Origin of the sequence: Oceanobacillus kapialis (assembly GCF_044790185.1) — a bacterium.
GTDB classification, from domain to species: domain Bacteria; phylum Bacillota; class Bacilli; order Bacillales; family Amphibacillaceae; genus Oceanobacillus_B; species Oceanobacillus_B kapialis.
Window position 1 is genome coordinate 561,636 of sequence record NZ_CP085256.1, and the last position, 22,384, is coordinate 584,019.

Consider the following 22,384-nt stretch of genomic DNA (forward strand, 5'->3'; position numbering starts at 1 on the left):
AGCAGACAAAGTAAGACATAAAAGGGGGTGTGTACAGCTTGTTGTGGTACACACTTCTTCTGATTAAAGCAAAAATAGACATACTAGGGGGGATAGAATGGACAAGATAAAGATTGACGCTGCTAATTACAAAGACTTAATGAAACACTATATTGAAACACAGGATGAACAATCCCTTTATGGTGTAGAACAGGTAAGTAAAGCCTTTATTAAAAGTAATATTCTCCCTGAAGAAATTGTGAACCTTCATATTCAGGCATTGGCAGAGCTTTATCCTAATATGCTTGAAGATTTCCAGCATTCAATGGATTTCCTGCTTGAGGCTATGATTGCTTATGGGATGGCCCATCAGGAGTATCAAACATTGCGAGAAAAGCAAAATGAGCTCAAGTCTGAAATATCAGTAGCCGCAAGTATGCAAAAAACATTACTAGGTACAACCAAACCAACTATTGAAGGATTAGATATTGGTGTTATTAGCGTGCCTGCACACCAGATGAATGGAGATTACCACCATTTTGTTAAAGGTAAAGATGGTTCATTGGGGATTGCGGTGGCGGACGTTATTGGAAAAGGTATTCCAGCAGCGCTTTGTATGTCAATGATTAAGTACGCGATGGACAGTTATCCAGAAGAGTCTATGACACCCAAAGCCATTTTAAAGAACCTTAATCGAGTAGTTGAGAGAAATGTCGATCCAAGCATGTTTATTACCATGTTTTACGCACAATACCTTCCAACGGAAAACATTTTACATTATTCATCTGCTGGCCACGAGCCAGGCTTTTATTATAATGCTTCTAACGACTCCTTTACGGAGATTGAGGCAAAAGGGCTTGTGCTAGGAGTGTCGCCGGCAACAGATTACAATCAGTATGAACTAAAAATCAACCTAGGTGACATGGTGATCCTCTTAACAGACGGGGTTACGGAGTGTAGAGATGGCGAAAGATTTATTGAAACCGAAGAGATTCTAGATGTCATCAAACAATATTCACATTTACCTGCACAGGAAATGGTGACATGGGTATACAAACACTTTGAGAAACTTCAAGATTTTGAACTGAGAGATGATTTCACCTTATTAATTTTAAAAAGAGAAGTTTAACTTTCTAGAAATAGGGTAAACAAAGTGTAATGTAATCAATTAAGGCTTGGGTGTTACCTTAATAGGTAAAACACCTATACATAACCAGGCCAATTTCTAGGAGGCGCTTATGAATTTAGTTATCGATGTAGTAGAAGGAAATGATAAATCAGTTGTAAATCTTTCAGGAGAAATTGATGCATATACAGCACCGAATCTAAAAGAGTCGCTTCTCCCTCTAACCCAACATAAGGGAAGTACAGTAGAAGTCGACCTTGGAAATGTAAATTATATGGATAGTACAGGCTTAGGTGTTTTTATTAGTGCATTAAAATCAACCAAAGAAAATGACAGTGAGATGAAACTCGTTAACATACAAGATCGCGTGTTGCGCCTGTTCAAAATTACAGGTTTAGATGAAATTATGGATTTAAATTCAACAATTCGGGGTGTGACGGAATAATGGAGAAATTTGACTTTATAGAGATGAAAGTGCCTGCCAAACCGGAATATGTGGGCGTAATTCGCTTAAGTATCTCTGGTATAGCGAACCGTATGGGGTTTTCTTATGAAGATATCGAGGACCTAAAGGTGGCAATATCTGAAGCAATTACAAATGCAGTAACACATGCCTATCATGAGAATGATGAAGGGGAGGTTACGGTAGGATTTGCGGTGTACGGAAACCGCTTGGAAGTAATGGTTGCAGATCATGGAGGAAGCTTTAACCTAAATGAAATTAAGGACGGCATTGGACCATACAAAAATACCGAGTCCGTAGAGAATTTACGTGAGGGTGGTTTCGGTCTGTTTCTGATAAACACGTTAATGGACAAAGTTCAAATTAACAACAACTATGGTGTTATCATTTTGATGACAAAGTATTTAAACGAAACAGAGGTGGACTTAGATGACGACCAAATCTCAACCACACAATAGCGGAAGAGATGAGGTTTACCAATGGATAGAATATTTGCAAAAGGAACCAAAAGATGAAGCGGTTCAGGAGAAGATTGTGTTAACCTATACAGATCTTGTGGAGTCTATTGCAAGAAAGTACTCAAAAAACAGCACGATTCACGAAGACTTAGTACAAGTAGGTATGATTGGATTGCTAGCTGCTGTTAGAAGGTACGACCCTACTTTTGGTAAATCATTTGAGTCTTTTGCTATCCCGACGATTATTGGGGAAATTAAGCGATTTATACGTGATAAAACATGGAGTGTCCACGTTCCACGTAGAATTAAGGAACTAGGACCGAAAATTAAAAAAGCAGTGGATGACCTAACTACCAACAACCAAAAATCCCCTACTGTGAGGGAAATAGCTGACTATCTTGAGGTTTCTGAGGAAGATATCCTTGAGACTATGGAGATGGGAAAAAGCTATAAAGCATTGTCAGTGGACCGTAAAATCGAAGCGGATTCTGATGGTAGTACGGTAGCAATTCTCGATTTAGTGGGGAATGAAGAGAGTGGTTACAATAATATTGACCAAAAAATGCTACTAGAGAAAATATTACCGATCCTATCTGAAAGAGAACAGCAGATATTACAGTGTACCTACTTTGACAATATGAGCCAAAAAGAAACTGGCGAATTATTGGGTATCTCCCAAATGCATGTATCCCGCCTTCAGCGACGCTCTCTACGAAAATTAAGGGAAGCAATACAGGCTGAAAGCACGGAGGTTTTCGATTGAGCACGAATATGGTAGATGTCTCCGTGTTCCAGAAAGCGAAAAAAGGGAAATATCATTGTGGTGATAGTTACTTTTATAAGGAAACGGAAAAAGAGTTTGTTTGTGCGATTGCAGATGGCTTGGGGAGTGGTGAATTCGCAAAGGAATCATCACAAATTGTAATAGATATTATTCGAGAGAACAGCTCCACTAATATTGAAAACTTAATTAAGAAGTGTAACGAACAGCTCCAGGGAAAACGCGGTGTTGTGCTCGGGGTGCTGAAAATTGATTTTATGTCCTCAACATATTCTTTTTCTTCCATTGGCAACATATGTATCATGACAATTACGGAGGATAAAAAACGGAAACGTAATATACCGAATGCGGGCTATCTAGCTGGTTATCACAGACCGTTTAAAGTTGTACAGGATACATTGGATGAAAAGATGAATTTCGTAATGTTTTCAGATGGTGTGAGCGATAAAGAACTCTCTAAAAAGTACTTAACGAACCAGGATGTCACGACTATTACAAAGACATTCGAATATATAAGTGAACCTGATCGGGAAGATGATACAACATTAATAGCAATTCGATACGATGCAGATAAAAGGAAGGCAGGCGAGTAAAGTAACTGTCTTTCTTTTTTTGTTGGATGCGAATGTTTATGGAAGGCTTGTTAAGGGTTTATTATGAAAACCCTCGCTATTTTGGTAAACTATATAAGGTGTAAGGGAGGAATCAGAATGGCTGAAGGATATAATCAAGACCTTATTCAGTGGGTCTCAAAGGAATCAGAAGTAAACACAACAATTGTAAATAAAGTAATTGCCCTTTTGGATGAAGGTAATACTGTCCCGTTTATTGCCAGGTATCGTAAAGAAATGACAGGCGGATTAGACGAGGTACAAATTAAGACCGTACAAGATAAATGGACGTATGCTGTAAATCTATCGGACCGTAAAGAGGAAGTTCTGCGTATTATTGAAGAACAGGGCAAGCTAACAGAAGAGCTCCGTACCGAAATCGTAAAAGCAACACAATTACAGCGGGTAGAGGATCTTTACCGCCCATATAAACAAAAAAGAAGAACAAAGGCTACGATAGCGAAGGAAAAGGGGCTAGAGCCCTTAGCTGTTGCTATTTGGCAGCAAGAGAATCTGAATGCAACGAAGGATGCTATTCATTATTTGTCTGAAGAAAATGAACTACATACGACGGAGGACGTGCTAGCAGGTGTAAATGACATCTTGGCAGAATGGATATCTGATGACCCAGAATATCGCGACCATATTCGTGAGGAAACCTTTAAGCGTGGCTCTGTACAAGCGAACGTGAAAAATGCCGAACTTGATGAAAAACAGGTTTTCCAAATGTATTATGAGTATCATGAAGCGGTAAGGTCAATGGTTTCCCATCGTATACTTGCTTTAAACCGTGGGGAGAAGGAAGGCATTTTGAAGGTAGCGATTGAAACTCCAGTTGAGTCGATTACACAATACTTGCAAGGCCAGATCATTCGCAAATCCACCACAGGTGAAGTCAAAGAAATACTTGATCGGGCTATTGAGGATAGTTACAAGCGGCTTATTCAGCCATCGGTTGAAAGGGAAATTCGCAATGCCTTAACGGAAAAAGCGGAGAATCAGGCTATTGATGTTTTTTCTAAGAACCTGAAAAATCTTCTTCTTCAACCACCTTTAAAGGGAAAAACAGTGCTAGGAGTTGACCCGGCTTTTCGTACGGGTTGTAAGCTAGCGATTGTAGATGAAACGGGTAAAGTGCATGAAGTTGGGGTTATGTATCCTACTGCACCTAAAAATGATATTAAAGGTGCGGAAAAAATCATGATGTCCTTTATGAGAAAGTACCCGATAGAATTAATTGCGATTGGGAATGGGACAGCTTCAAGAGAAACTGAACAATTTGTAGCAGATGTCATTACGGATAATCAGCTTAATATCCCGTATATTATTGTTAATGAAGCAGGTGCCAGTGTTTATTCTGCCTCAGAACTTGCAAGAGAAGAGTTTCCAGACTTACAAGTTGAAGAAAGGAGCGCTGCTTCTATTGCAAGACGTGTACAGGATCCATTGGCTGAGTTGGTCAAAATTGATCCTAAATCCATCGGTGTGGGACAGTATCAGCACGACGTGAGTCAAAAGGCATTGAATGAGTCTTTATCTTTTGTCGTGGAGACTGCGGTAAACCAGGTAGGGGTAAATGTGAATACCGCTTCTGCTTCCCTTTTACAGTATGTAGCTGGTCTTAGTAAAACTGTTGCTAATAATATTGTGAAGCAGCGTAATGAGCAAGGGAAATTTGCCAACCGTAAACAACTTAAGAAAATTCCTCGCCTTGGTGCGAAAACGTATGAACAGGGGATAGGCTTCTTACGTATTGTGGATGGTGATCATCCGTTAGATCGTACACCAATTCACCCCGAAAGCTATCAGCAAGTAGAAGAATTGCTTAAACTGTTAAACAGCACAATGGATGACATTGGGACAGAGCAGCTTCGTACTAAGCTAGCTAATATAGACCAATCTGCCATTGCTGAACAACTAGGAATTGGAAAGCCGACGCTAATGGATATTATGAATGCCCTAAGTAAACCAGAGCGGGATCCACGGGATGACTTTCCACAGCCATTATTAAAGAAAAATGTGCTTTCATTAGAAGATTTGAAGCCAGGTATGGAATTGCAAGGCACCGTCCGTAATGTTGTTGATTTTGGTGTGTTTGTAGATATTGGCGTGAAACAGGATGGCTTGGTCCATATTTCTAAAATGGCAAACAAGTTCGTCAAACATCCAATGGATATTGCTTCTGTAGGTGATGTTGTAACCGTATGGGTGGAGCAAGTAGATAGTGATAAGGGGCGTATTGCCTTAACCATGATAGAAGCATAAAAATGCCGGATAGCTCTTTAAGAGTTATCCGGCATTTTTTGTGTAGTGTGGTAATGAAAAAGTAGGAACTGATACTTATTTAGAAAGAATTAACGTACGCTTTCTGGAACAGCTAATCCTAGGCCTTGGGCAATTCTTTCTCCCCACTCAGGATCTGCTTTGTAGAAATGCTCTATTTGACGAAGTTTAATTTCTTCTTTTTCTACAGGCTCCATGTGTCCGACGAATGCTTTGATCAATCGATCTTTCTCGTCGGCGCTCATGAGGCGGTATAGATCGCCTGCTTGTGTGTAATGATCTTCGCTGTCATAAGCTACACTATCAGCTTGTCCACTTACTTCGAATGGAGTGTTTTTCGCTGTGATGTCTTCAGCAGGACCGTTTTGGCTATTGGGCTCATAATTTGGTTTGCTTCCACCATTACCATTTACAGCCATGAAACCATCCCGTTGATAGTTGTTTACTTCATTTTTCGGACGGTTAATTGGAATTTGGTGATGGTTGCCACCAAGACGGTAACGATGTGCATCAGAATATCCAAATAAACGACCTTGAAGCATTTTATCTGGTGAAGCTTCAATTCCTGGTACAAATTGACCTGGAGAGAATGCTGCTTGTTCTACTTCTGCAAAGTAGTTTTCAGGGTTACGGTTTAACACCATGCGTCCAACTTCAATACGAGGATAGTCTTTCTTCGACCAAACTTTTGTTACATCGAATGGATCCCATTTGTAATCTTTCGCATCTTCTTCAGGCATAATCTGTACATAAAGCTTCCATGCAGGGAAATCTTCATTTTTAATTGCATTAAACAGATCCTCTGTATGGTAATCAGGGTTTTCTCCAGCAAGTTTATCTGCAAGCTCAACGTCTAACCCTTTTACACCTTGCTCACTAATGAAGTGGTATTTCACCCAGAATACTTCGCCCTGGGCATTCACCCATTTAAATGTATGGCTACCATAACCGTTCATATGACGAAGTGTAGCAGGAAGACCTCTGTCACCGTGTAAGTACGTAATTTGATGTAGAGATTCTGGTGATAATGACCAGAAGTCCCACACCATATTCGGATCTTTTAAGTGTGTTTGTGGATGACGTTTTTGCGTATGAATAAAGTCAGGAAATTTGATCGCATCACGGATGAAGAAAATAGGTGTGTTATTTCCTACAAGATCATAGTTTCCTTCCTCTGTGTAAAATTTAACTGCGAAACCGCGAGGATCACGGACAGTATCAGCTGAACCAAGCTCACCTGCAACAGTAGAAAAGCGAATGAACATATCTGTACGTTTTCCAGCTTCACTTAGGAAATCGGCTTTTGTATAGTTTGAAATTTCATCATTTGTAACTTCGAAATAACCATGTGCTCCAGCGCCCTTTGCATGAACTACACGCTCTGGGATACGCTCTCTATTAAAGTGTGCAAGCTTTTCTAGTAAATGAAAATCCTGCAGTAACGTAGGGCCATTGTGGCCAGCTGTAATGGAATTCTGGTTATCGCCAACTGGAGCGCCGGCGGCAGTTGTAATGTGTTTATTGTTATCAGTCAATGTTATTCCCCTCTCTAAAATTTAAATTAGACTTTCTACAATTAATTATAATGCATTGCAATTAAAAATCAATGTTTAATTAAAATTATTTTAATTAGCAGGTTGAAAATGCGTGGCGAAACTTATTTAAATTACTCCATTATGTTAAAATAGAGAGATAGCCAATAGAGAATAAGGTAAAGGAAATGAAAATGATGAATGAAAAAGAACTATATAATATAGTAGAAGAGTTATCGAAAAAGTATTTTAAAAGAAAGTTTTTACATAGCGTCTGTTTTAATAATAGACTTAGAACAACTGGTGGGCGATACCTTCCTGCCAAAAGAGTAATAGAAATTAATCCTAAATATCTTGAAGCGGGTATGGAAGAGTTTAAAGGTATTATTAAACATGAACTCTGTCACTATTTCCTTCATATAGATGGGAAGGGATATAAACATGGTGATCAGGATTTCAAAAACCTACTAAAGGAGACCAACTCCCCTAGATTTTGTAATCCATTACCATCTCAAAAAGTGGTGCGTCAATATCAGTATGTTTGTAAAACTTGCGGCCATGTATATGAGAGAAGAAGAAGGGTTAATGTAAAGAAATATCGTTGTGGAAAATGTAGAGGCTCGTTACAACTTCAAAAGGAGAAATAAGGTGAAAAGTTTGTGGGTTAAGTAATTTTAAAAAAAGTTTACATATGTTATTGACGAAAGTTGTCAATCATGGTAAATTAAATAAGCTAATGAATCACATAGCGACACACAAAAAATAAAATAAAAAAGTGTTGACATTGTTTTTGAAATGTTGTATGATATTAATCGTTGCAAAAAACACATTAACTTTTATTCCACAGTAGCTCAGTGGTAGAGCTATCGGCTGTTAACCGATCGGTCGTAGGTTCGAATCCTACCTGTGGAGCCAAACGGAGAAGTACTCAAGTGGCTGAAGAGGCGCCCCTGCTAAGGGTGTAGGTCGTGTAAGCGGCGCGAGGGTTCAAATCCCTCCTTCTCCGCCATTGTAAAATGGCCCGTTGGTCAAGCGGTTAAGACACCGCCCTTTCACGGCGGTAACACGGGTTCGAATCCCGTACGGGTCATCTTTTTTAAAGTAAAGAGAATTAAGGTTGGGTCCGGTAGTTCAGTTGGTTAGAATGCCTGCCTGTCACGCAGGAGGTCGCGGGTTCGAGCCCCGTCCGGACCGCCAGATGTTGGGCCATAGCCAAGCGGTAAGGCATCGGGTTTTGATCCCGTGTACCCCAGGTTCGAATCCTGGTGGCCCAGCCATTTATCTTTTCTGAGAAAGAACTTATAATAAGTAGTATTGTAAAACGTACTATTTAAGCAATAGTATTTTTTTATTCGCTTTTTATTGAAATATGAAGCACGAGCCATTAGCTCAGTTGGTAGAGCAACGAGCAATACTTCTACCGAATAAACTACGAGTAACCTCGATGCATTAAGCATCCGTGAATAAGCTTTTAGAAGCAGGGGTCCACTTGATTAATTATCTTGTTATAGCAGGTTATGCCTTTTTAACACGAGCCATTAGCTCAGTTGGTAGAGCATCTGACTTTTAATCAGAGGGTCGAAGGTTCGAATCCTTCATGGCTCACCATTTATAAATATATTATGCGGGTGTGGCGGAATTGGCAGACGCGCTAGATTTAGGATCTAGTGTCTTCGGACGTGGGGGTTCAAGTCCCTTCACCCGCATTAAACCATTTGGTTTCTTAGTTATTATAAAGAAGTGTTTAAGATCTATGCGGTCGTGGCGGAATGGCAGACGCGCTAGGTTGAGGGCCTAGTGGGTGAATAACCCGTGGAGGTTCAAGTCCTCTCGGCCGCACTTTTAAATAATAAAACATGCGCCCGTAGCTCAATTGGATAGAGCGTTTGACTACGGATCAAGAGGTTAGGGGTTCGACTCCTCTCGGGCGCGCCATTATAACGGGAAGTAGCTCAGCTTGGTAGAGCACATGGTTTGGGACCATGGGGTCGCAGGTTCAAATCCTGTCTTCCCGACCATCGAAGTTGAAATGACAGCAGAATAAGAGAAATTATGATATAAGTTTTATCTTTATATGCGGGTGTAGTTTAGTGGTAAAACCTCAGCCTTCCAAGCTGATGATGAGGGTTCGATTCCCTTCACCCGCTCCAATTCATTACCTACATGGGCCTGTAGCTCAGCTGGTTAGAGCGCACGCCTGATAAGCGTGAGGTCGGTGGTTCGAGTCCACTCAGGCCCATAGCATCACAAAAAAAGTGTTTGACACGCTGATTTGAATGTGATACTATTATTAAGTCGCCTTTTTGAAGCGACGTTGTAAATTGCTCTTTGAAAACTGAACAAAACAACCAGTATGTCAAGGAAAAACAGTTTGCTGTTTTTCGAAGAAATACAAAGCAGAAGTCAGCTTCTGTGAAGCTAAGACGCATCATGTTGATTGGTGTCGACATGATACAAACTTTTTTGGAGAGTTTGATCTTGGCTCAGGACGAACGCTGGCGGCGTGCCTAATACATGCAAGTCGAGCGCAGGAAGCAAGCAGATCCCCTTCGGGGGTGACGCTTGTGGAATGAGCGGCGGACGGGTGAGTAACACGTGGGCAACCTGCCTGTAAGACTGGGATAACCCCGGGAAACCGGGGCTAATACCGGATAACACTTTTCGTTGCATGACGAGAAGTTGAAAGGCGGCTTCGGCTGCCACTTACAGATGGGCCCGCGGCGCATTAGCTAGTTGGTAAGGTAACGGCTTACCAAGGCGACGATGCGTAGCCGACCTGAGAGGGTGATCGGCCACACTGGGACTGAGACACGGCCCAGACTCCTACGGGAGGCAGCAGTAGGGAATCTTCCGCAATGGACGAAAGTCTGACGGAGCAACGCCGCGTGAGTGATGAAGGTCTTCGGATCGTAAAACTCTGTTGTTAGGGAAGAACAAGTCGGGTAGTAACTGACCCGGCCTTGACGGTACCTAACCAGAAAGCCCCGGCTAACTACGTGCCAGCAGCCGCGGTAATACGTAGGGGGCAAGCGTTGTCCGGAATTATTGGGCGTAAAGCGCTCGCAGGCGGTCCTTTAAGTCTGATGTGAAATCTCGCGGCTCAACCGCGAACGGTCATTGGAAACTGGAGGACTTGAGTACAGAAGAGGAGAGTGGAATTCCACGTGTAGCGGTGAAATGCGTAGAGATGTGGAGGAACACCAGTGGCGAAGGCGACTCTCTGGTCTGTAACTGACGCTGAGGAGCGAAAGCGTGGGGAGCGAACAGGATTAGATACCCTGGTAGTCCACGCCGTAAACGATGAGTGCTAGGTGTTAGGGGGTTTCCGCCCCTTAGTGCTGAAGTTAACGCATTAAGCACTCCGCCTGGGGAGTACGGCCGCAAGGCTGAAACTCAAAAGAATTGACGGGGGCCCGCACAAGCGGTGGAGCATGTGGTTTAATTCGAAGCAACGCGAAGAACCTTACCAGGTCTTGACATCCTCTGCTATTCCTAGAGATAGGAAGTTCCCTTCGGGGACAGAGTGACAGGTGGTGCATGGTTGTCGTCAGCTCGTGTCGTGAGATGTTGGGTTAAGTCCCGCAACGAGCGCAACCCTTGATCTTAGTTGCCAGCATTTAGTTGGGCACTCTAAGGTGACTGCCGGTGACAAACCGGAGGAAGGTGGGGATGACGTCAAATCATCATGCCCCTTATGACCTGGGCTACACACGTGCTACAATGGATGGAACAAAGGGAAGCAAAACCGCGAGGTCAAGCAAATCCCATAAAACCATTCTCAGTTCGGATTGCAGGCTGCAACTCGCCTGCATGAAGCCGGAATCGCTAGTAATCGCGGATCAGCATGCCGCGGTGAATACGTTCCCGGGCCTTGTACACACCGCCCGTCACACCACGAGAGTTGGTAACACCCGAAGTCGGTGAGGTAACCTTTTGGAGCCAGCCGCCGAAGGTGGGACCAATGATTGGGGTGAAGTCGTAACAAGGTAGCCGTATCGGAAGGTGCGGCTGGATCACCTCCTTTCTAAGGATAGAAACGGAACGCCGAAGGTTCTCTTGCGAGAGCCTTCCGGTAAGGACATACATGGTTGTTTGGTTCAGTTTTGAGGGAGCAATTCTCTCGCTTGTACCTTGAAAACTAAATAAGAGTAACAACGACATCAAATGTAAAGCTGAAACAACTGTTCAGCGATGTACGGACTGGACTGAGCCGTAGGAGATAAAGGAAACACGAGGACCGTTAGGGAATCGATGTTGACTTATCGTACGAAGGTGAAGGAAGTCACGCTAATCGCTAGTTGTTGAAGCTGGATTAGTAATGCAAGGCTAAGAAATTAGCACGCTTATTTACTGTAACTTAGTTAAGTGAATAAGGGCGCACGGTGGATGCCTTGGCACTAGGAGCCGATGAAGGACGGGACTAACACCGATATGTCTCGGGGAGTCGTAAGTAGACATTGATCCGGGAATTTCCGAATGGGGGAACCCACTGTTCGTAATGGAGCAGTATCGTTATCTGAATACATAGGGTAACGAAGGCAGACCCGGGGAACTGAAACATCTCAGTACCCGGAGGAAGAGAAAGCAAATGCGATTTCCCAAGTAGCGGCGAGCGAAACGGAATTAGCCCAAACCAGAAAGCTTGCTTTCTGGGGTTGTAGGACACTCCACACGGAGTTACAAAGAAACTCTTTAGATGAATCGATCTGGAACGATCAGCCATAGCAGGTAAGAGCCCTGTAATCGAAAAGGAGTTTCCTCCGGAGTGTATCCTGAGTACGGCGGAACACGAGAAATTCCGTCGGAATCCGGGAGGACCATCTCCCAAGGCTAAATACTCCCTAGTGACCGATAGTGAACCAGTACCGTGAGGGAAAGGTGAAAAGCACCCCGGGAGGGGAGTGAAAGAGAACCTGAAACCGTGTGCCTACAAGTAGTCGAAGCCCGTTAATGGGTGACGGCGTACCTTTTGTAGAATGGACCGGCGAGTTACGATCGTATGCAAGGTTAAGTGGAAGACACGGAGCCGCAGCGAAAGCGAGTCTGAATAGGGCGATATAGTATGCGGTCGTAGACCCGAAACCGTGTGATCTACCCATGTCCAGGGTGAAGGTCAGGTAACACTGACTGGAGGCCCGAACCCACGTATGTTGAAAAATGCGGGGATGAGGTGTGGGTAGGGGTGAAATGCCAATCGAACACGGAGATAGCTGGTTCTCTCCGAAATAGCTTTAGGGCTAGCCTCAAGCATCGAGTACTGGAGGTAGAGCACTGATTGGACTAGGGGCCCTCATCGGGTTACCGAATTCAGTCAAACTCCGAATGCCAGATACTTAGACTTGGGAGTCAGACTATGGGTGATAAGGTTCATAGTCGAAAGGGAAACAGCCCAGACCGCCAGCTAAGGTCCCAAAGTATACGTTAAGTGGAAAAGGATGTGGAGTTGCCCAGACAACCAGGATGTTGGCTTAGAAGCAGCCATCATTTAAAGAGTGCGTAATAGCTCACTGGTCGAGTGACTCTGCGCCGAAAATGTACCGGGGCTAAACGTATCACCGAAGCTGCGGATTGTTCTTCGAACAATGGTAGGAGAGCGTTCTGTGTGCTGTGAAGTCAGACCGTGAGGACTGGTGGAGCGCACAGAAGTGAGAATGCCGGTATGAGTAGCGAAAAAAGAGTGAGAATCTCTTTCACCGAATGCCTAAGGTTTCCTGAGGAAGGCTCGTCCTCTCAGGGTTAGTCGGGACCTAAGCCGAGGCCGAAAGGCGTAGGCGATGGACAACAGGTAGATATTCCTGTACCACCTCTTGAATGTTTGAGCAATGGGGGGACGCAGTAGGATATGGAATGCGCACCGATGGATGTGTGCGCCCAAGCAGTGAGAATGTTGGATAGGCAAATCCGTCCAACTTAAGTTCAAGCTGTGATGGGGAGGGAAATTGAGTACCGAAGTTCCAGATTTCACACTGCCAAGAAAAGCCTCTAGTGAGTTCAAAGGTGCCCGTACCGCAAACCGACACAGGTAGGCGAGGAGAGAATCCTAAGGTGAGCGGGAGAACTCTCGTTAAGGAACTCGGCAAAATGACCCCGTAACTTCGGGAGAAGGGGTGCTCCTTTATGGAGGAGCCGCAGTGAATAGGCCCAAGCGACTGTTTAGCAAAAACACAGGTCTCTGCGAAGCCGTAAGGCGAAGTATAGGGGCTGACACCTGCCCGGTGCTGGAAGGTTAAGGGGAAGCGTTAGGCGCAAGCCGAAGCGTAGAACCGAAGCCCCAGTAAACGGCGGCCGTAACTATAACGGTCCTAAGGTAGCGAAATTCCTTGTCGGGTAAGTTCCGACCCGCACGAAAGGTGCAACGACTTGGGCACTGTCTCAACGAGAGACCCGGTGAAATTATACTATGCGTGAAGATGCGCATTACCCGCGACAGGACGGAAAGACCCCGTGGAGCTTTACTGTAGCCTGATATTGAATGTTGGTACAGCTTGTACAGGATAGGTGGGAGCCTTCGAAGCGTGAGCGCTAGCTTACGTGGAGGCATCCGTGGGATACCACCCTGGCTGTACGAACCTTCTAACCCAGGACCGTAATCCGGTTCGGAGACAGTGTCAGGCGGGCAGTTTGACTGGGGCGGTCGCCTCCCAAAAGGTAACGGAGGCGCCCAAAGGTTCCCTCAGAATGGTTGGAAATCATTCGCAGAGTGTAAAGGCACAAGGGAGCTTGACTGCGAGACCTACAAGTCGAGCAGGGACGAAAGTCGGGCTTAGTGATCCGGTGGTTCCGCATGGAAGGGCCATCGCTCAACGGATAAAAGCTACCCCGGGGATAACAGGCTTATCTCCCCCAAGAGTTCACATCGACGGGGAGGTTTGGCACCTCGATGTCGGCTCATCGCATCCTGGGGCTGTAGTCGGTCCCAAGGGTTGGGCTGTTCGCCCATTAAAGCGGTACGCGAGCTGGGTTCAGAACGTCGTGAGACAGTTCGGTCCCTATCCGTCGTGGGCGTTGGAAGTTTGAGAGGAGCTGTCCTTAGTACGAGAGGACCGGGATGGACACACCGCTGGTGTACCAGTTGTTCCGCCAGGAGCATAGCTGGGTAGCTACGTGTGGCAGGGATAAGTGCTGAAAGCATCTAAGCATGAAGCCCCCCTCAAGATGAGACTTCCCATCACTTCGAGTGAGTAAGATCCCTCAGAGACGATGAGGTTGATAGGTCCGAGGTGGAAGCGTGGTGACACGTGGAGCTGACGGATACTAATAGATCGAGGACTTAACTAAACTTTTTTCTTGATTCGTTGTTTTCTCTTATTTAGTTTTTAGGGTATAAGTAAAATAATATTGCATTTTTTAAAGAAAATGCATATAATATGTTACGTTATCACCTAGTTTGACCTATATCTCAGGTCTGGTAGTAATAGCGGAGAGGTCACACCTGTTCCCATGCCGAACACAGAAGTTAAGTTCTCCAGCGCCGATGGTAGTTGGGGCTTTGCCCCTGCAAGAGTAGGACGCCGCCAGGCCGGAAGATAGTAATTAAATATTTTCTCATATCGCGGGGTGGAGCAGCGAGCAGTACATCTGCCGAGTTTGCTACGAGTAACCCCGAAGCATTTGACATCCTAGAATTAACTAGTAGATGCAGGGGTCAAAATAAAGTGTTCACTGTAAATAGTGAGCATGAGTAATTAAATATTTTCTCATATCGCGGGGTGGAGCAGTCTGGTAGCTCGTTGGGCTCATAACCCAAAGGTCGTAGGTTCAAATCCTGCCCCCGCAACCAAATTATTTAAATACATTGGTCCGGTAGTTCAGTTGGTTAGAATGCCTGCCTGTCACGCAGGAGGTCGCGGGTTCGAGTCCCGTCCGGACCGCCATACTTATAAAATATTCTACACATGAATTCGTTAAGAGAATCATGTGTTTTTTAATGTTTACGAAAATATATAAGTGAATCATCGAGAAGTAGAGGGAAATTCTAAAGAAAACACCAACTATTCTTTTTCAATTGACACTTTTTTTGCTATCATTAAGGTTGTATATTTGATGGAAAAATGGTGATACCAGTTGGATGAATTCTCTTTTATTAATACAATTAGACAGGATAGATATAGTCAGCCTTCTTTAGTAAAAGGTATTGGCGATGATGCCGCAGTCTTTAGAACGCAAGAAGATGTTGTAACAGCAGTTGATACGTTTGTTGAGGGAGTTCATTTCAGTAAAAAGACCATGTCTCCTTATCAAACAGGTTACCGAGCACTTGCTGCGAATCTGAGCGATCTTGCTGCAATGGGAGCGAGGCCTGTTTTTTACCTTGTTTCCATTGTAATACCTAAAACATGGAAATTAAATGAACTTGAAGAAATATTCCATGGAATGAAAGCATTAGCACGAAATCATCACATGGATCTTATTGGTGGTGATACGGTTTCTGGATCTGAACTTTCTATCTCCGTAACGGTGATTGGATATGTGGATCAAGACATGGCGCGTTTTCGTCACACAGCTAAACCAGATGATCTTGTATTTGTGACAGGGACGCTTGGAGACGCAAGAGCAGGATTACATCTGTTGACGGAAGATAGAGAGAGTGCTTATAAAAACGTAGCATTTTTTAAAAAGAGACATCAAATGCCAATGCCTCGTTTAGAATTTGCTTTAAAGCTAGCGGATATTGATCGAGTAACCTTAAATGACGTAAGCGATGGTATTGCTAATGAGGCAAATGAAATTGCGGAGGCATCTAACGTTTGTTTGACGCTTTACGATAAGGAGATTCCCACTAGTAAAGACTTTGGACAGTTTTCCGTTACGATGCAGCATGAATGGAAATATTTTGGCGGGGAAGACTTTGAGCTATTAGGTACAGTAGCTGAAAAAAACTGGAACGCACTCGTTAAGGCAGCAAAAGATTCAGGTGTCCAACTAACGAAAATTGGTTTTGTAACAAATACAAACAAAGAACCAGCTGTCTATGTGATTGAAAATGACACTAAAGCACGTTTAGATAAAAAAGGTTATACACATTTAAAGTAGGTGAATATATGCAAACACACCAAATAAAAGTAGCAACAGAAGAAGAAACAAAACAACTTGCAGCTCGCTTAGCAGTATTATTAAAGCCGGGAGATGTGCTTACACTAGAAGGGGAATTAGGAACCGGTAAAACAACGTTTACAAAAGGTATTGCTACGGGTCTTGGTGTGAAGAGGCATGTAAGTAGTCCTACTTTCACCATTATTAAAGAATATAAGGGTGAACTGCCTTTATATCATATGGATGTGTATCGCTTAGAAAACTCAGAAGAAGACATAGGTTTTGATGAATATTTTAATGGTAACGGTATTTGTGTTGTAGAGTGGGCACAGTTTATCAAAGAGTTTCTACCTGAAGAAAGATTGGAAATTGAAATCCAATACGCAGGTGAGGAAGAAAGAATCATTAATTTTACAGCCATCGGTAGTCATTTTGAAGGTTTACTAGAGGAACTGTAAAAAACGCTTTTTAAACACTTGTTGGAACTGAAAATATGAGGAGTAACGTGAATGAATATACTAGCAATTGATACTTCTAATCAAGTATTAGGTGTTGCAATCGCCAAGGATAACCAGCTGCTTGGAGAAATAAAGACAAACCTTGCCAAAAACCATTCCGTCCGACTTATGCCTGCTATTGATCAGCTTATGAATGAGGTTTCCATGAAACCAGAGGAACTTGATAAGATTGTAGTTGCAAAAGGGCCTGGATCTTATACAGGTGTTCGGATAGGTCTTGCGACTGCGAAATCAATGGCATGGGCTTTAAGAGTTCCAGTAATAGGGGTCTCAAGTTTAGAAGTCTTGGCATATCAAGGTAGGTTTTTTAACGGCTTAATCTGCCCATTTTTTGATGCGCGACGGGGTTTAGTATTCTCCGCGGCTTATGAGTGGGGAGCGGAACAACCAGTAGAGAAATATAAGGAAACAAATATGCTGATGACAGATTTTCTTGATGCTATCAGTGAGGAAGAGAAGCCTGTGCTATTCCTGAGCCCGGATATAGAGCTATACAGGGATAAAATCAAGGAAAAACTTGGTGATCGTGCCATTATTCCAGCATTTTCTTTTCATGTTGCTGATGCAAGCCATTTAATCGTTGCCGGTACCAAAAAACAGGTAGAGTCAACGCATGCTCTGACTCCGAATTATCTTCGTCTTGCTGAAGCCGAGGCAAAGTGGATCCAGCAGCAAAAGGATCAACAGAGCAATGAGTGACATTACGATACGTAACATGGAAGTTACGGACGTAGATCAGGTCATGGAAGTAGAAAAAGCATCCTTTGCTACACCATGGACGACCGATATTTTTTATCAGGAAATTGTTGATAATCAATATGCTCATTATTATGTGATAGAATGGAACGGGAAGATTGCTGGCTATGCAGGTACGTGGGTAGTGCTAGAAGATGCGCAGGTTACCAATATTGCGATCATGCCAGAATTAAGAGGCAAGAAACTTGGAGAAAAGCTATTTCAATATATGCTCTATCAAGTTAAACTAAATGGAGCGAGACGCCTTTCCCTTGAAGTACGTGAATCAAATTTTCCGGCACAAAGATTGTATCGTAAATTTGGATTGGTTCCTGGTGGAATAAGGAAGAATTATTATACTGACAATCAAGAAGATGCCATCGTTATGTGGGTGAATATATTATGAGTAAGGATACGATCATTTTAGGAATTGAAACAAGCTGTGATGAAACAGCTGTAGCTATCGTAAAAAATGGTACAACGATTATTTCCAATGTCGTAGCATCCCAAATTGAAAGCCATAAGCGCTTTGGTGGGGTGGTGCCAGAGATTGCGTCAAGACATCATGTTGAGCAAATGACCATTGTACTTGAAGAGGCTTTTGCACAAGCAGAGCTTACGTGGGAAGATATTGATGCAATTGCAGTAACGGAAGGTCCAGGACTTGTGGGAGCTTTGTTAATTGGCGTAAACACAGCGAAAGCCTTAGCTTTTGCGAAACAGAAGCCATTGGTCGGTGTCCATCACATTGCTGGCCATATATACGCAAATCGTTTGGAAAAAGAGTTTGATTTCCCTCTATTAGCACTAATTGTTTCTGGTGGCCATACGGAGCTTGTATTAATGAAAGAACATGGCAGTTATGAAGTGATTGGTGAAACGAGAGACGATGCAGCTGGGGAAGCTTATGATAAAGTAGCTAGAATGTTAAGCTTGCCATACCCTGGTGGTCCACAAATTGATCGGCTTGCAGCAGTAGGAGAAGCAACTATTGATTTTCCGAGAGCATGGCTTGAGGAAGGTAGCTATGATTTTAGCTTTAGTGGCTTAAAATCCTCTGTTATTAATACAATCCACAATGCCAAACAGCGTGGTGAAGAATTAAAGAACGAGCATATTGCTGCCAGCTTTCAAGCAAGTGTTGTGGATGTACTTGTTAAGAAGACAGTCCGTGCTGCACAGGCTTACGAGGTAAAGCAAGTGATTGTAGCTGGAGGGGTAGCAGCAAATAGTGGGCTTCGCCAAGCGCTTGAGTCTGCTTTTGCAAAAACACAAATCCCGCTCCTTATTCCCCCTTTAAAACTTTGTACAGATAATGCTGCTATGATAGCAGCGGCTGGTACAATTGCTTACGAACAAGGGAAAAGGGCATCCTGGGATTTGAATGCTAATCCTTCGTTACTATTAGAGTAGATTATCCACAGGCTTGTTTATAACTGACAAAGAAAACGGTGTATAACGGTTTTATATGGGGATAAAAATAGTGGATAACTCTAGAACGGCTTGTGGATATTGTGTATAACTTTGTTAACAACCTCTATTTATAGGCTTGTTTGAGATTGAAAGCTGTGGATATGTTAAAAAGTCTTAAGAAAATGATTTAATTTAGCAAAACAGAAATTTGGTGATTGGTATATGTCCAAAAAACAATCTTTTTATATTCAGAATGACCTAATCACATTGTTCATTTTATTTGCTGCTGTCAGTTTATTAGCCGTTTATAATGCACAGCAATTGGAGCAATATAATCAAAACTTTGTATTAAAACAGATCATTTGGTTCACTGTCGGGATTGGGATAGTGGCTGCACTCCAATACTTTGATTTAGATCAGATGTATAAGGCAAGTGTGTATGTTTATATCTTTGGAGTGCTATTACTTGCGGTCTTACTTGTTAGTCCAGTAAGTATCGCAGAGCCGGTTAATGGTGCTAAAAGTTGGTTTACATTACCAGGCTTTTCCCTGCAGCCTGCAGAATTTACAAAGATGTCCACAGTCTTGTATATAGCAGCCATTATAAATCGACACAAAGAGAAGTTCGTAGTTAGCACGATCAAAAGTGATTTATTACTTCTAATAAAAATTCTTGCCATTACCGCTCTTCCTGTTGCCTTGATTATGAGACAGCCAGACTTCGGAACATCTATGGTTTACTTATTCGTATGTGGCATGTTAATTATTCTTTCAGGGGTTAGTTGGAAAATTATTGGTACGCTTGTAGCCAGCATTTCGGCCTTCGGTGGGGCTGTGTTAGCGTTTATTGTACGTTTCCCAGATATAGCAAAAGAAATGGTTGGTAGTGGAAATGCGTATCAAATTGACCGAATTCTTACATGGTTCAACCCAGAACAACAGGCACCCGATGCCACGTTTAACTTTGACCGGGCCCATATGGCACTCGGATCTGGGCAGCTATTTGGTAAAGGGATGGGGAGTTTACAGGTCGCGACACCAGAGGCACAAACGGATTTCATCTTTTCGGTTATAGGAGAAAGCTTTGGATTTATTGGAAGCGCGTTGGTGATATTCCTTTACTTTATGCTACTTTATAAACTGGTAACGCTTGGTTTAAATATGTATAAGCATTCTCCGTTCGGTTCCTATCTATGTTTTGGGTTCATGAGCATACTACTTATCCACGTTTTTCAGAATGTAGGAATGAATTTGGGGATTATGCCAATCACAGGTATCCCACTCCTGTTGATAAGTTATGGTGGTAGCTCTGTGTTATCCACAATGATCGGGTTGGGGCTTATATATAGAGTTGCAGTGGAACATTCCATTCAAAATGACTATCTATTCAAATAAAAAACCCGCATAGTATGCGGGTTTTTTTAATCTTCCTCTTCCTGTAAAGCTGTCCATTCTTCCATATAGCCTTCTATTTTCTGCTTTAACTCACTTGTTTCTTTCGTAAGTTCTAAGGCTTTTTCGTGATCCTGAAATACTTCCGGCTCTGTCATTTTTTCTTCCAGTTTCGTAATTTGCATTTCATACTGCTCTATTGTGGATTCTAATTCTTCTATACGGCGCTCTCTTTTCCGTCGTTGGCTTTGCAGCTGCTTTTCCATCTTGAAATCACGTTTGCGCTGATCGGCTTTTTGAACTACTTCCTCTGTTTGTTGTAGTCTTTCCAGCTCTGCCTCTTCTTCTTTCTTTTCTATATAATAGTCATAGTCTCCTAAATAAATGGTGATTCCGTCTCGCTGCATTTCCGCGACCTGATCCGTGATTTTATTGATAAAATAACGGTCGTGGGACACAAAGACAATGGTGCCAGGAAATTCGAGAAGTGCTGCCTCGAGAACCTCTTTACTATCAATATCTAAGTGGTTGGTAGGCTCATCCAGAATCAACAGGTTAGCCTTTTGCATCATGAGCTTGGCAAGGGCAAGACGGGCTTTTTCTCCACCGCTTAACGCGCTTACTGGCTTTAAAACATCATCACCTGAGAAAAGAAAGTTACCAAGGACGGTTCGTATATCCTTTTCATTCACTGTTGGGTATTCATCCCACAGCTCCATTAACACCGTTTTAGAAGAAGTCAGATTAGCTTGCTCCTGGTCATAATAGCCGATCTGGACATTCGTGCCGATTTGTATGTTGCCATTATTCGGTGAGAGTTTGCCCATAATAACCTTCAGTAACGTAGTTTTTCCGACACCGTTTGGTCCTACTAGGGCAATCCGTTCCCCTCTATTAACATGCAGTTTAACATTTTGAAAAATATTCTCACCTTGATCCCCGTACTGGAAAGCAAGCTGATCGATTTTCAACACATCGTTTCCACTGCGACGATTAATTTGAAAAGAGAACGAGGCAGAGGATTCATCACCAAGAGGTTTCTCTATCCTGTCCATTTTTTCAAGTTGCTTTCTTCTACTCTGTGCCCGTTTCGTAGTAGAGGCACGAACGATATTACGCTGAACAAAATCTTCTAGCTTTTTAATTTCTGACTGCTGTTTTTCGAATTCTTTTAGATCTTTTTCATAATCTAATGCTTTCTGTTCTAGGTATTTGCTATAGCTACCCTGATATTTTTTTGTTTTATGACGAGATATTTCATAGACAATGGATACTGTCTTATCTAAGAAATATCTATCATGGGAAACAATTACGACTGCTCCTGGGTAGCTCACAAGATAATTTTCCAGCCAGCCTAGTGTATCGATATCCAAATGGTTAGTCGGCTCGTCCAGAATTAACAGCTGTGGCTTGGTGAGCAACAGCTTCCCCAGCGCAAGTCGTGTTTTCTGGCCACCACTTAGTTCCGTAATGGGCGTATTGTAGTCATAATCCTGAAAATGTAATCCTGTAAGCACTGCTTTAATTTCAGCTTCATATGTATACCCACCACTTTGTTGATAGACCTGTTGCAGCTGATCATAATCGTGTAGGACTTTTTGATAGGCTTCTTCTGATAAATTAGCAGCGTCTGCCATTTTTTGTTCCAATGTACGAATGTCTTCCTCTTTGCTTACAAGATGGGAAAAGACTTCTAACATTTCATCCCAAATGGTAAGGTGAGAGTCGAGCGATGTATGCTGAGAAAGGTAGCCAATACTTAAATCCTTTGGTTTGAAAACTTCCCCGCTATCATACGACATTTCTCCGGACATAATTTTTAGAAGAGTGGATTTACCAGCTCCGTTTCTTCCTACAACTGCAATTCTGTCGTTCTCTTTTACTTCTAATTTTACGTTCGATAATATTTCTTCTGCTCCAAAGGATTTGGAAACATCATTTACTTGCATCAGTATCATACCAGTCACCTCATCTCCCTATAGTTTACCTTACCTCGACATTTCCGTAAATTCCAACATCCTGTAAAAAATTTCATAATGAATTGTGAAAAGAATCACGAC

At 42.8% G+C, this 22,384-nt stretch carries 15 protein-coding genes, 14 tRNA genes and 3 rRNA genes; 30 read left to right on the forward strand and 2 right to left on the reverse strand.

Annotated features, from left to right (window positions below; translation table 11 throughout):
- The first annotated feature begins 97 nt into the window (after window positions 1-97).
- From LG273_RS03020 to LG273_RS03045, 6 genes are all read left to right on the forward strand, one after another.
- A complete protein-coding gene (locus LG273_RS03020) occupies window positions 98-1,108 on the forward strand; it encodes a PP2C family protein-serine/threonine phosphatase (RefSeq protein ID WP_404457571.1) in 1,011 nt (336 codons plus the stop codon).
- 109 nt (window positions 1,109-1,217) lie between these two features.
- Window positions 1,218-1,550 carry an STAS domain-containing protein gene (locus LG273_RS03025; RefSeq protein WP_404457574.1) on the forward strand — a complete coding sequence of 111 codons (333 nt, stop codon included), beginning with the start codon at window positions 1,218-1,220 and terminating at the stop codon, window positions 1,548-1,550.
- Window positions 1,550-2,026 (forward strand): anti-sigma B factor RsbW, encoded by a 477-nt coding sequence (rsbW, locus tag LG273_RS03030; RefSeq protein ID WP_379559777.1) that lies wholly within the window; start codon window positions 1,550-1,552, stop codon window positions 2,024-2,026. Before LG273_RS03025 ends, rsbW begins: the two co-directional genes overlap by 1 nt.
- Window positions 1,998-2,789: an RNA polymerase sigma factor SigB gene (gene sigB, locus LG273_RS03035; protein WP_379559775.1), complete on the forward strand. Its 792-nt coding sequence runs from the start codon at window positions 1,998-2,000 to the stop codon at window positions 2,787-2,789. The genes rsbW and sigB overlap by 29 nt, the downstream gene beginning before the upstream one ends.
- Window positions 2,786-3,400 (forward strand): protein phosphatase 2C domain-containing protein, encoded by a 615-nt coding sequence (locus LG273_RS03040; RefSeq protein ID WP_379559773.1) that lies wholly within the window; start codon window positions 2,786-2,788, stop codon window positions 3,398-3,400. The genes sigB and LG273_RS03040 overlap by 4 nt, the downstream gene beginning before the upstream one ends.
- Before the next feature lie 117 nt (window positions 3,401-3,517).
- Window positions 3,518-5,683, forward strand: a complete 2,166-nt coding sequence (locus tag LG273_RS03045; RefSeq protein ID WP_404457578.1) for a Tex family protein — start codon at window positions 3,518-3,520, stop codon at window positions 5,681-5,683.
- A gap of 89 nt (window positions 5,684-5,772) precedes the next feature.
- Here LG273_RS03045 and LG273_RS03050 read toward each other — a convergent pair whose 3' ends face one another.
- Window positions 5,773-7,236 carry a catalase gene (locus tag LG273_RS03050; protein ID WP_379559769.1) on the reverse strand — a complete coding sequence of 488 codons (1,464 nt, stop codon included), beginning with the start codon at window positions 7,234-7,236 and terminating at the stop codon, window positions 5,773-5,775.
- Between the two features lie 185 nt (window positions 7,237-7,421).
- Here LG273_RS03050 and LG273_RS03055 point away from each other — a divergent pair, with 185 nt between their 5' ends.
- The 24 genes from LG273_RS03055 to LG273_RS03170 all read left to right on the forward strand — a co-directional run bounded on the left by LG273_RS03055 (window position 7,422) and on the right by LG273_RS03170 (window position 20,327).
- Window positions 7,422-7,880 (forward strand): SprT family protein, encoded by a 459-nt coding sequence (locus LG273_RS03055; RefSeq protein ID WP_404457581.1) that lies wholly within the window; start codon window positions 7,422-7,424, stop codon window positions 7,878-7,880.
- A gap of 193 nt (window positions 7,881-8,073) precedes the next feature.
- Window positions 8,074-8,148, forward strand: a tRNA-Asn gene (locus tag LG273_RS03060).
- A 3-nt stretch (window positions 8,149-8,151) separates the two neighbouring features.
- Window positions 8,152-8,242 (forward strand) — tRNA-Ser (locus LG273_RS03065).
- A gap of 9 nt (window positions 8,243-8,251) precedes the next feature.
- Window positions 8,252-8,323, forward strand: a tRNA-Glu gene (locus tag LG273_RS03070).
- A gap of 30 nt (window positions 8,324-8,353) precedes the next feature.
- Window positions 8,354-8,430 (forward strand) — tRNA-Asp (locus tag LG273_RS03075).
- A gap of 5 nt (window positions 8,431-8,435) precedes the next feature.
- A tRNA-Gln gene (locus LG273_RS03080) sits at window positions 8,436-8,510 on the forward strand.
- Between the two features lie 255 nt (window positions 8,511-8,765).
- Window positions 8,766-8,841 (forward strand) — tRNA-Lys (locus tag LG273_RS03085).
- 16 nt (window positions 8,842-8,857) lie between these two features.
- A tRNA-Leu gene (locus LG273_RS03090) sits at window positions 8,858-8,939 on the forward strand.
- Window positions 8,940-8,988: 49 nt separating this feature from the next.
- A tRNA-Leu gene (locus LG273_RS03095) sits at window positions 8,989-9,072 on the forward strand.
- A gap of 19 nt (window positions 9,073-9,091) precedes the next feature.
- Window positions 9,092-9,168 (forward strand) — tRNA-Arg (locus LG273_RS03100).
- A gap of 6 nt (window positions 9,169-9,174) precedes the next feature.
- Window positions 9,175-9,251 (forward strand) — tRNA-Pro (locus LG273_RS03105).
- A gap of 58 nt (window positions 9,252-9,309) precedes the next feature.
- A tRNA-Gly gene (locus LG273_RS03110) sits at window positions 9,310-9,383 on the forward strand.
- Window positions 9,384-9,398: 15 nt separating this feature from the next.
- Window positions 9,399-9,472, forward strand: a tRNA-Ile gene (locus tag LG273_RS03115).
- Between the two features lie 221 nt (window positions 9,473-9,693).
- Window positions 9,694-11,257: ribosomal RNA gene (locus LG273_RS03120) — 16S ribosomal RNA — on the forward strand.
- A 335-nt stretch (window positions 11,258-11,592) separates the two neighbouring features.
- Window positions 11,593-14,511 (forward strand): 23S ribosomal RNA (locus LG273_RS03125).
- A gap of 126 nt (window positions 14,512-14,637) precedes the next feature.
- Window positions 14,638-14,753, forward strand: a 5S ribosomal RNA gene (rrf, locus tag LG273_RS03130).
- Together the 16S, 23S and 5S rRNA genes with 14 tRNA genes alongside form the textbook arrangement of a ribosomal RNA operon.
- 183 nt (window positions 14,754-14,936) lie before the next feature.
- Window positions 14,937-15,013: transfer RNA gene (locus tag LG273_RS03135), tRNA-Met, on the forward strand.
- Window positions 15,014-15,030: 17 nt separating this feature from the next.
- Window positions 15,031-15,107 (forward strand) — tRNA-Asp (locus LG273_RS03140).
- A 190-nt stretch (window positions 15,108-15,297) separates the two neighbouring features.
- Window positions 15,298-16,266, forward strand: a complete 969-nt coding sequence (gene thiL / locus LG273_RS03145) for a thiamine-phosphate kinase (RefSeq protein WP_404457584.1) — start codon at window positions 15,298-15,300, stop codon at window positions 16,264-16,266.
- An 8-nt stretch (window positions 16,267-16,274) separates the two neighbouring features.
- Complete coding sequence (gene tsaE / locus LG273_RS03150) at window positions 16,275-16,724, forward strand: tRNA (adenosine(37)-N6)-threonylcarbamoyltransferase complex ATPase subunit type 1 TsaE (protein ID WP_404457587.1); 450 nt, start codon at window positions 16,275-16,277, stop codon at window positions 16,722-16,724.
- A gap of 51 nt (window positions 16,725-16,775) precedes the next feature.
- Complete coding sequence (gene tsaB, locus LG273_RS03155; protein ID WP_404457590.1) at window positions 16,776-17,483, forward strand: tRNA (adenosine(37)-N6)-threonylcarbamoyltransferase complex dimerization subunit type 1 TsaB; 708 nt, start codon at window positions 16,776-16,778, stop codon at window positions 17,481-17,483.
- Window positions 17,476-17,925, forward strand: a complete 450-nt coding sequence (gene rimI / locus LG273_RS03160) for a ribosomal protein S18-alanine N-acetyltransferase (RefSeq protein WP_404457593.1) — start codon at window positions 17,476-17,478, stop codon at window positions 17,923-17,925. The genes tsaB and rimI overlap by 8 nt, the downstream gene beginning before the upstream one ends.
- Window positions 17,922-18,932: a tRNA (adenosine(37)-N6)-threonylcarbamoyltransferase complex transferase subunit TsaD gene (tsaD, locus tag LG273_RS03165; protein ID WP_404457596.1), complete on the forward strand. Its 1,011-nt coding sequence runs from the start codon at window positions 17,922-17,924 to the stop codon at window positions 18,930-18,932. Before rimI ends, tsaD begins: the two co-directional genes overlap by 4 nt.
- A 222-nt stretch (window positions 18,933-19,154) precedes the next feature.
- On the forward strand, window positions 19,155-20,327 hold the full coding sequence (locus LG273_RS03170; protein WP_379561386.1) for an FtsW/RodA/SpoVE family cell cycle protein: 1,173 nt from the start codon (window positions 19,155-19,157) through the stop codon (window positions 20,325-20,327).
- A gap of 26 nt (window positions 20,328-20,353) precedes the next feature.
- Here LG273_RS03170 and LG273_RS03175 read toward each other — a convergent pair whose 3' ends face one another.
- Entirely contained in the window at window positions 20,354-22,282 is a 1,929-nt protein-coding gene (locus tag LG273_RS03175) for an ABC-F family ATP-binding cassette domain-containing protein (protein WP_404457600.1), read from the reverse strand.
- Window positions 22,283-22,384 lie beyond the last annotated feature (102 nt).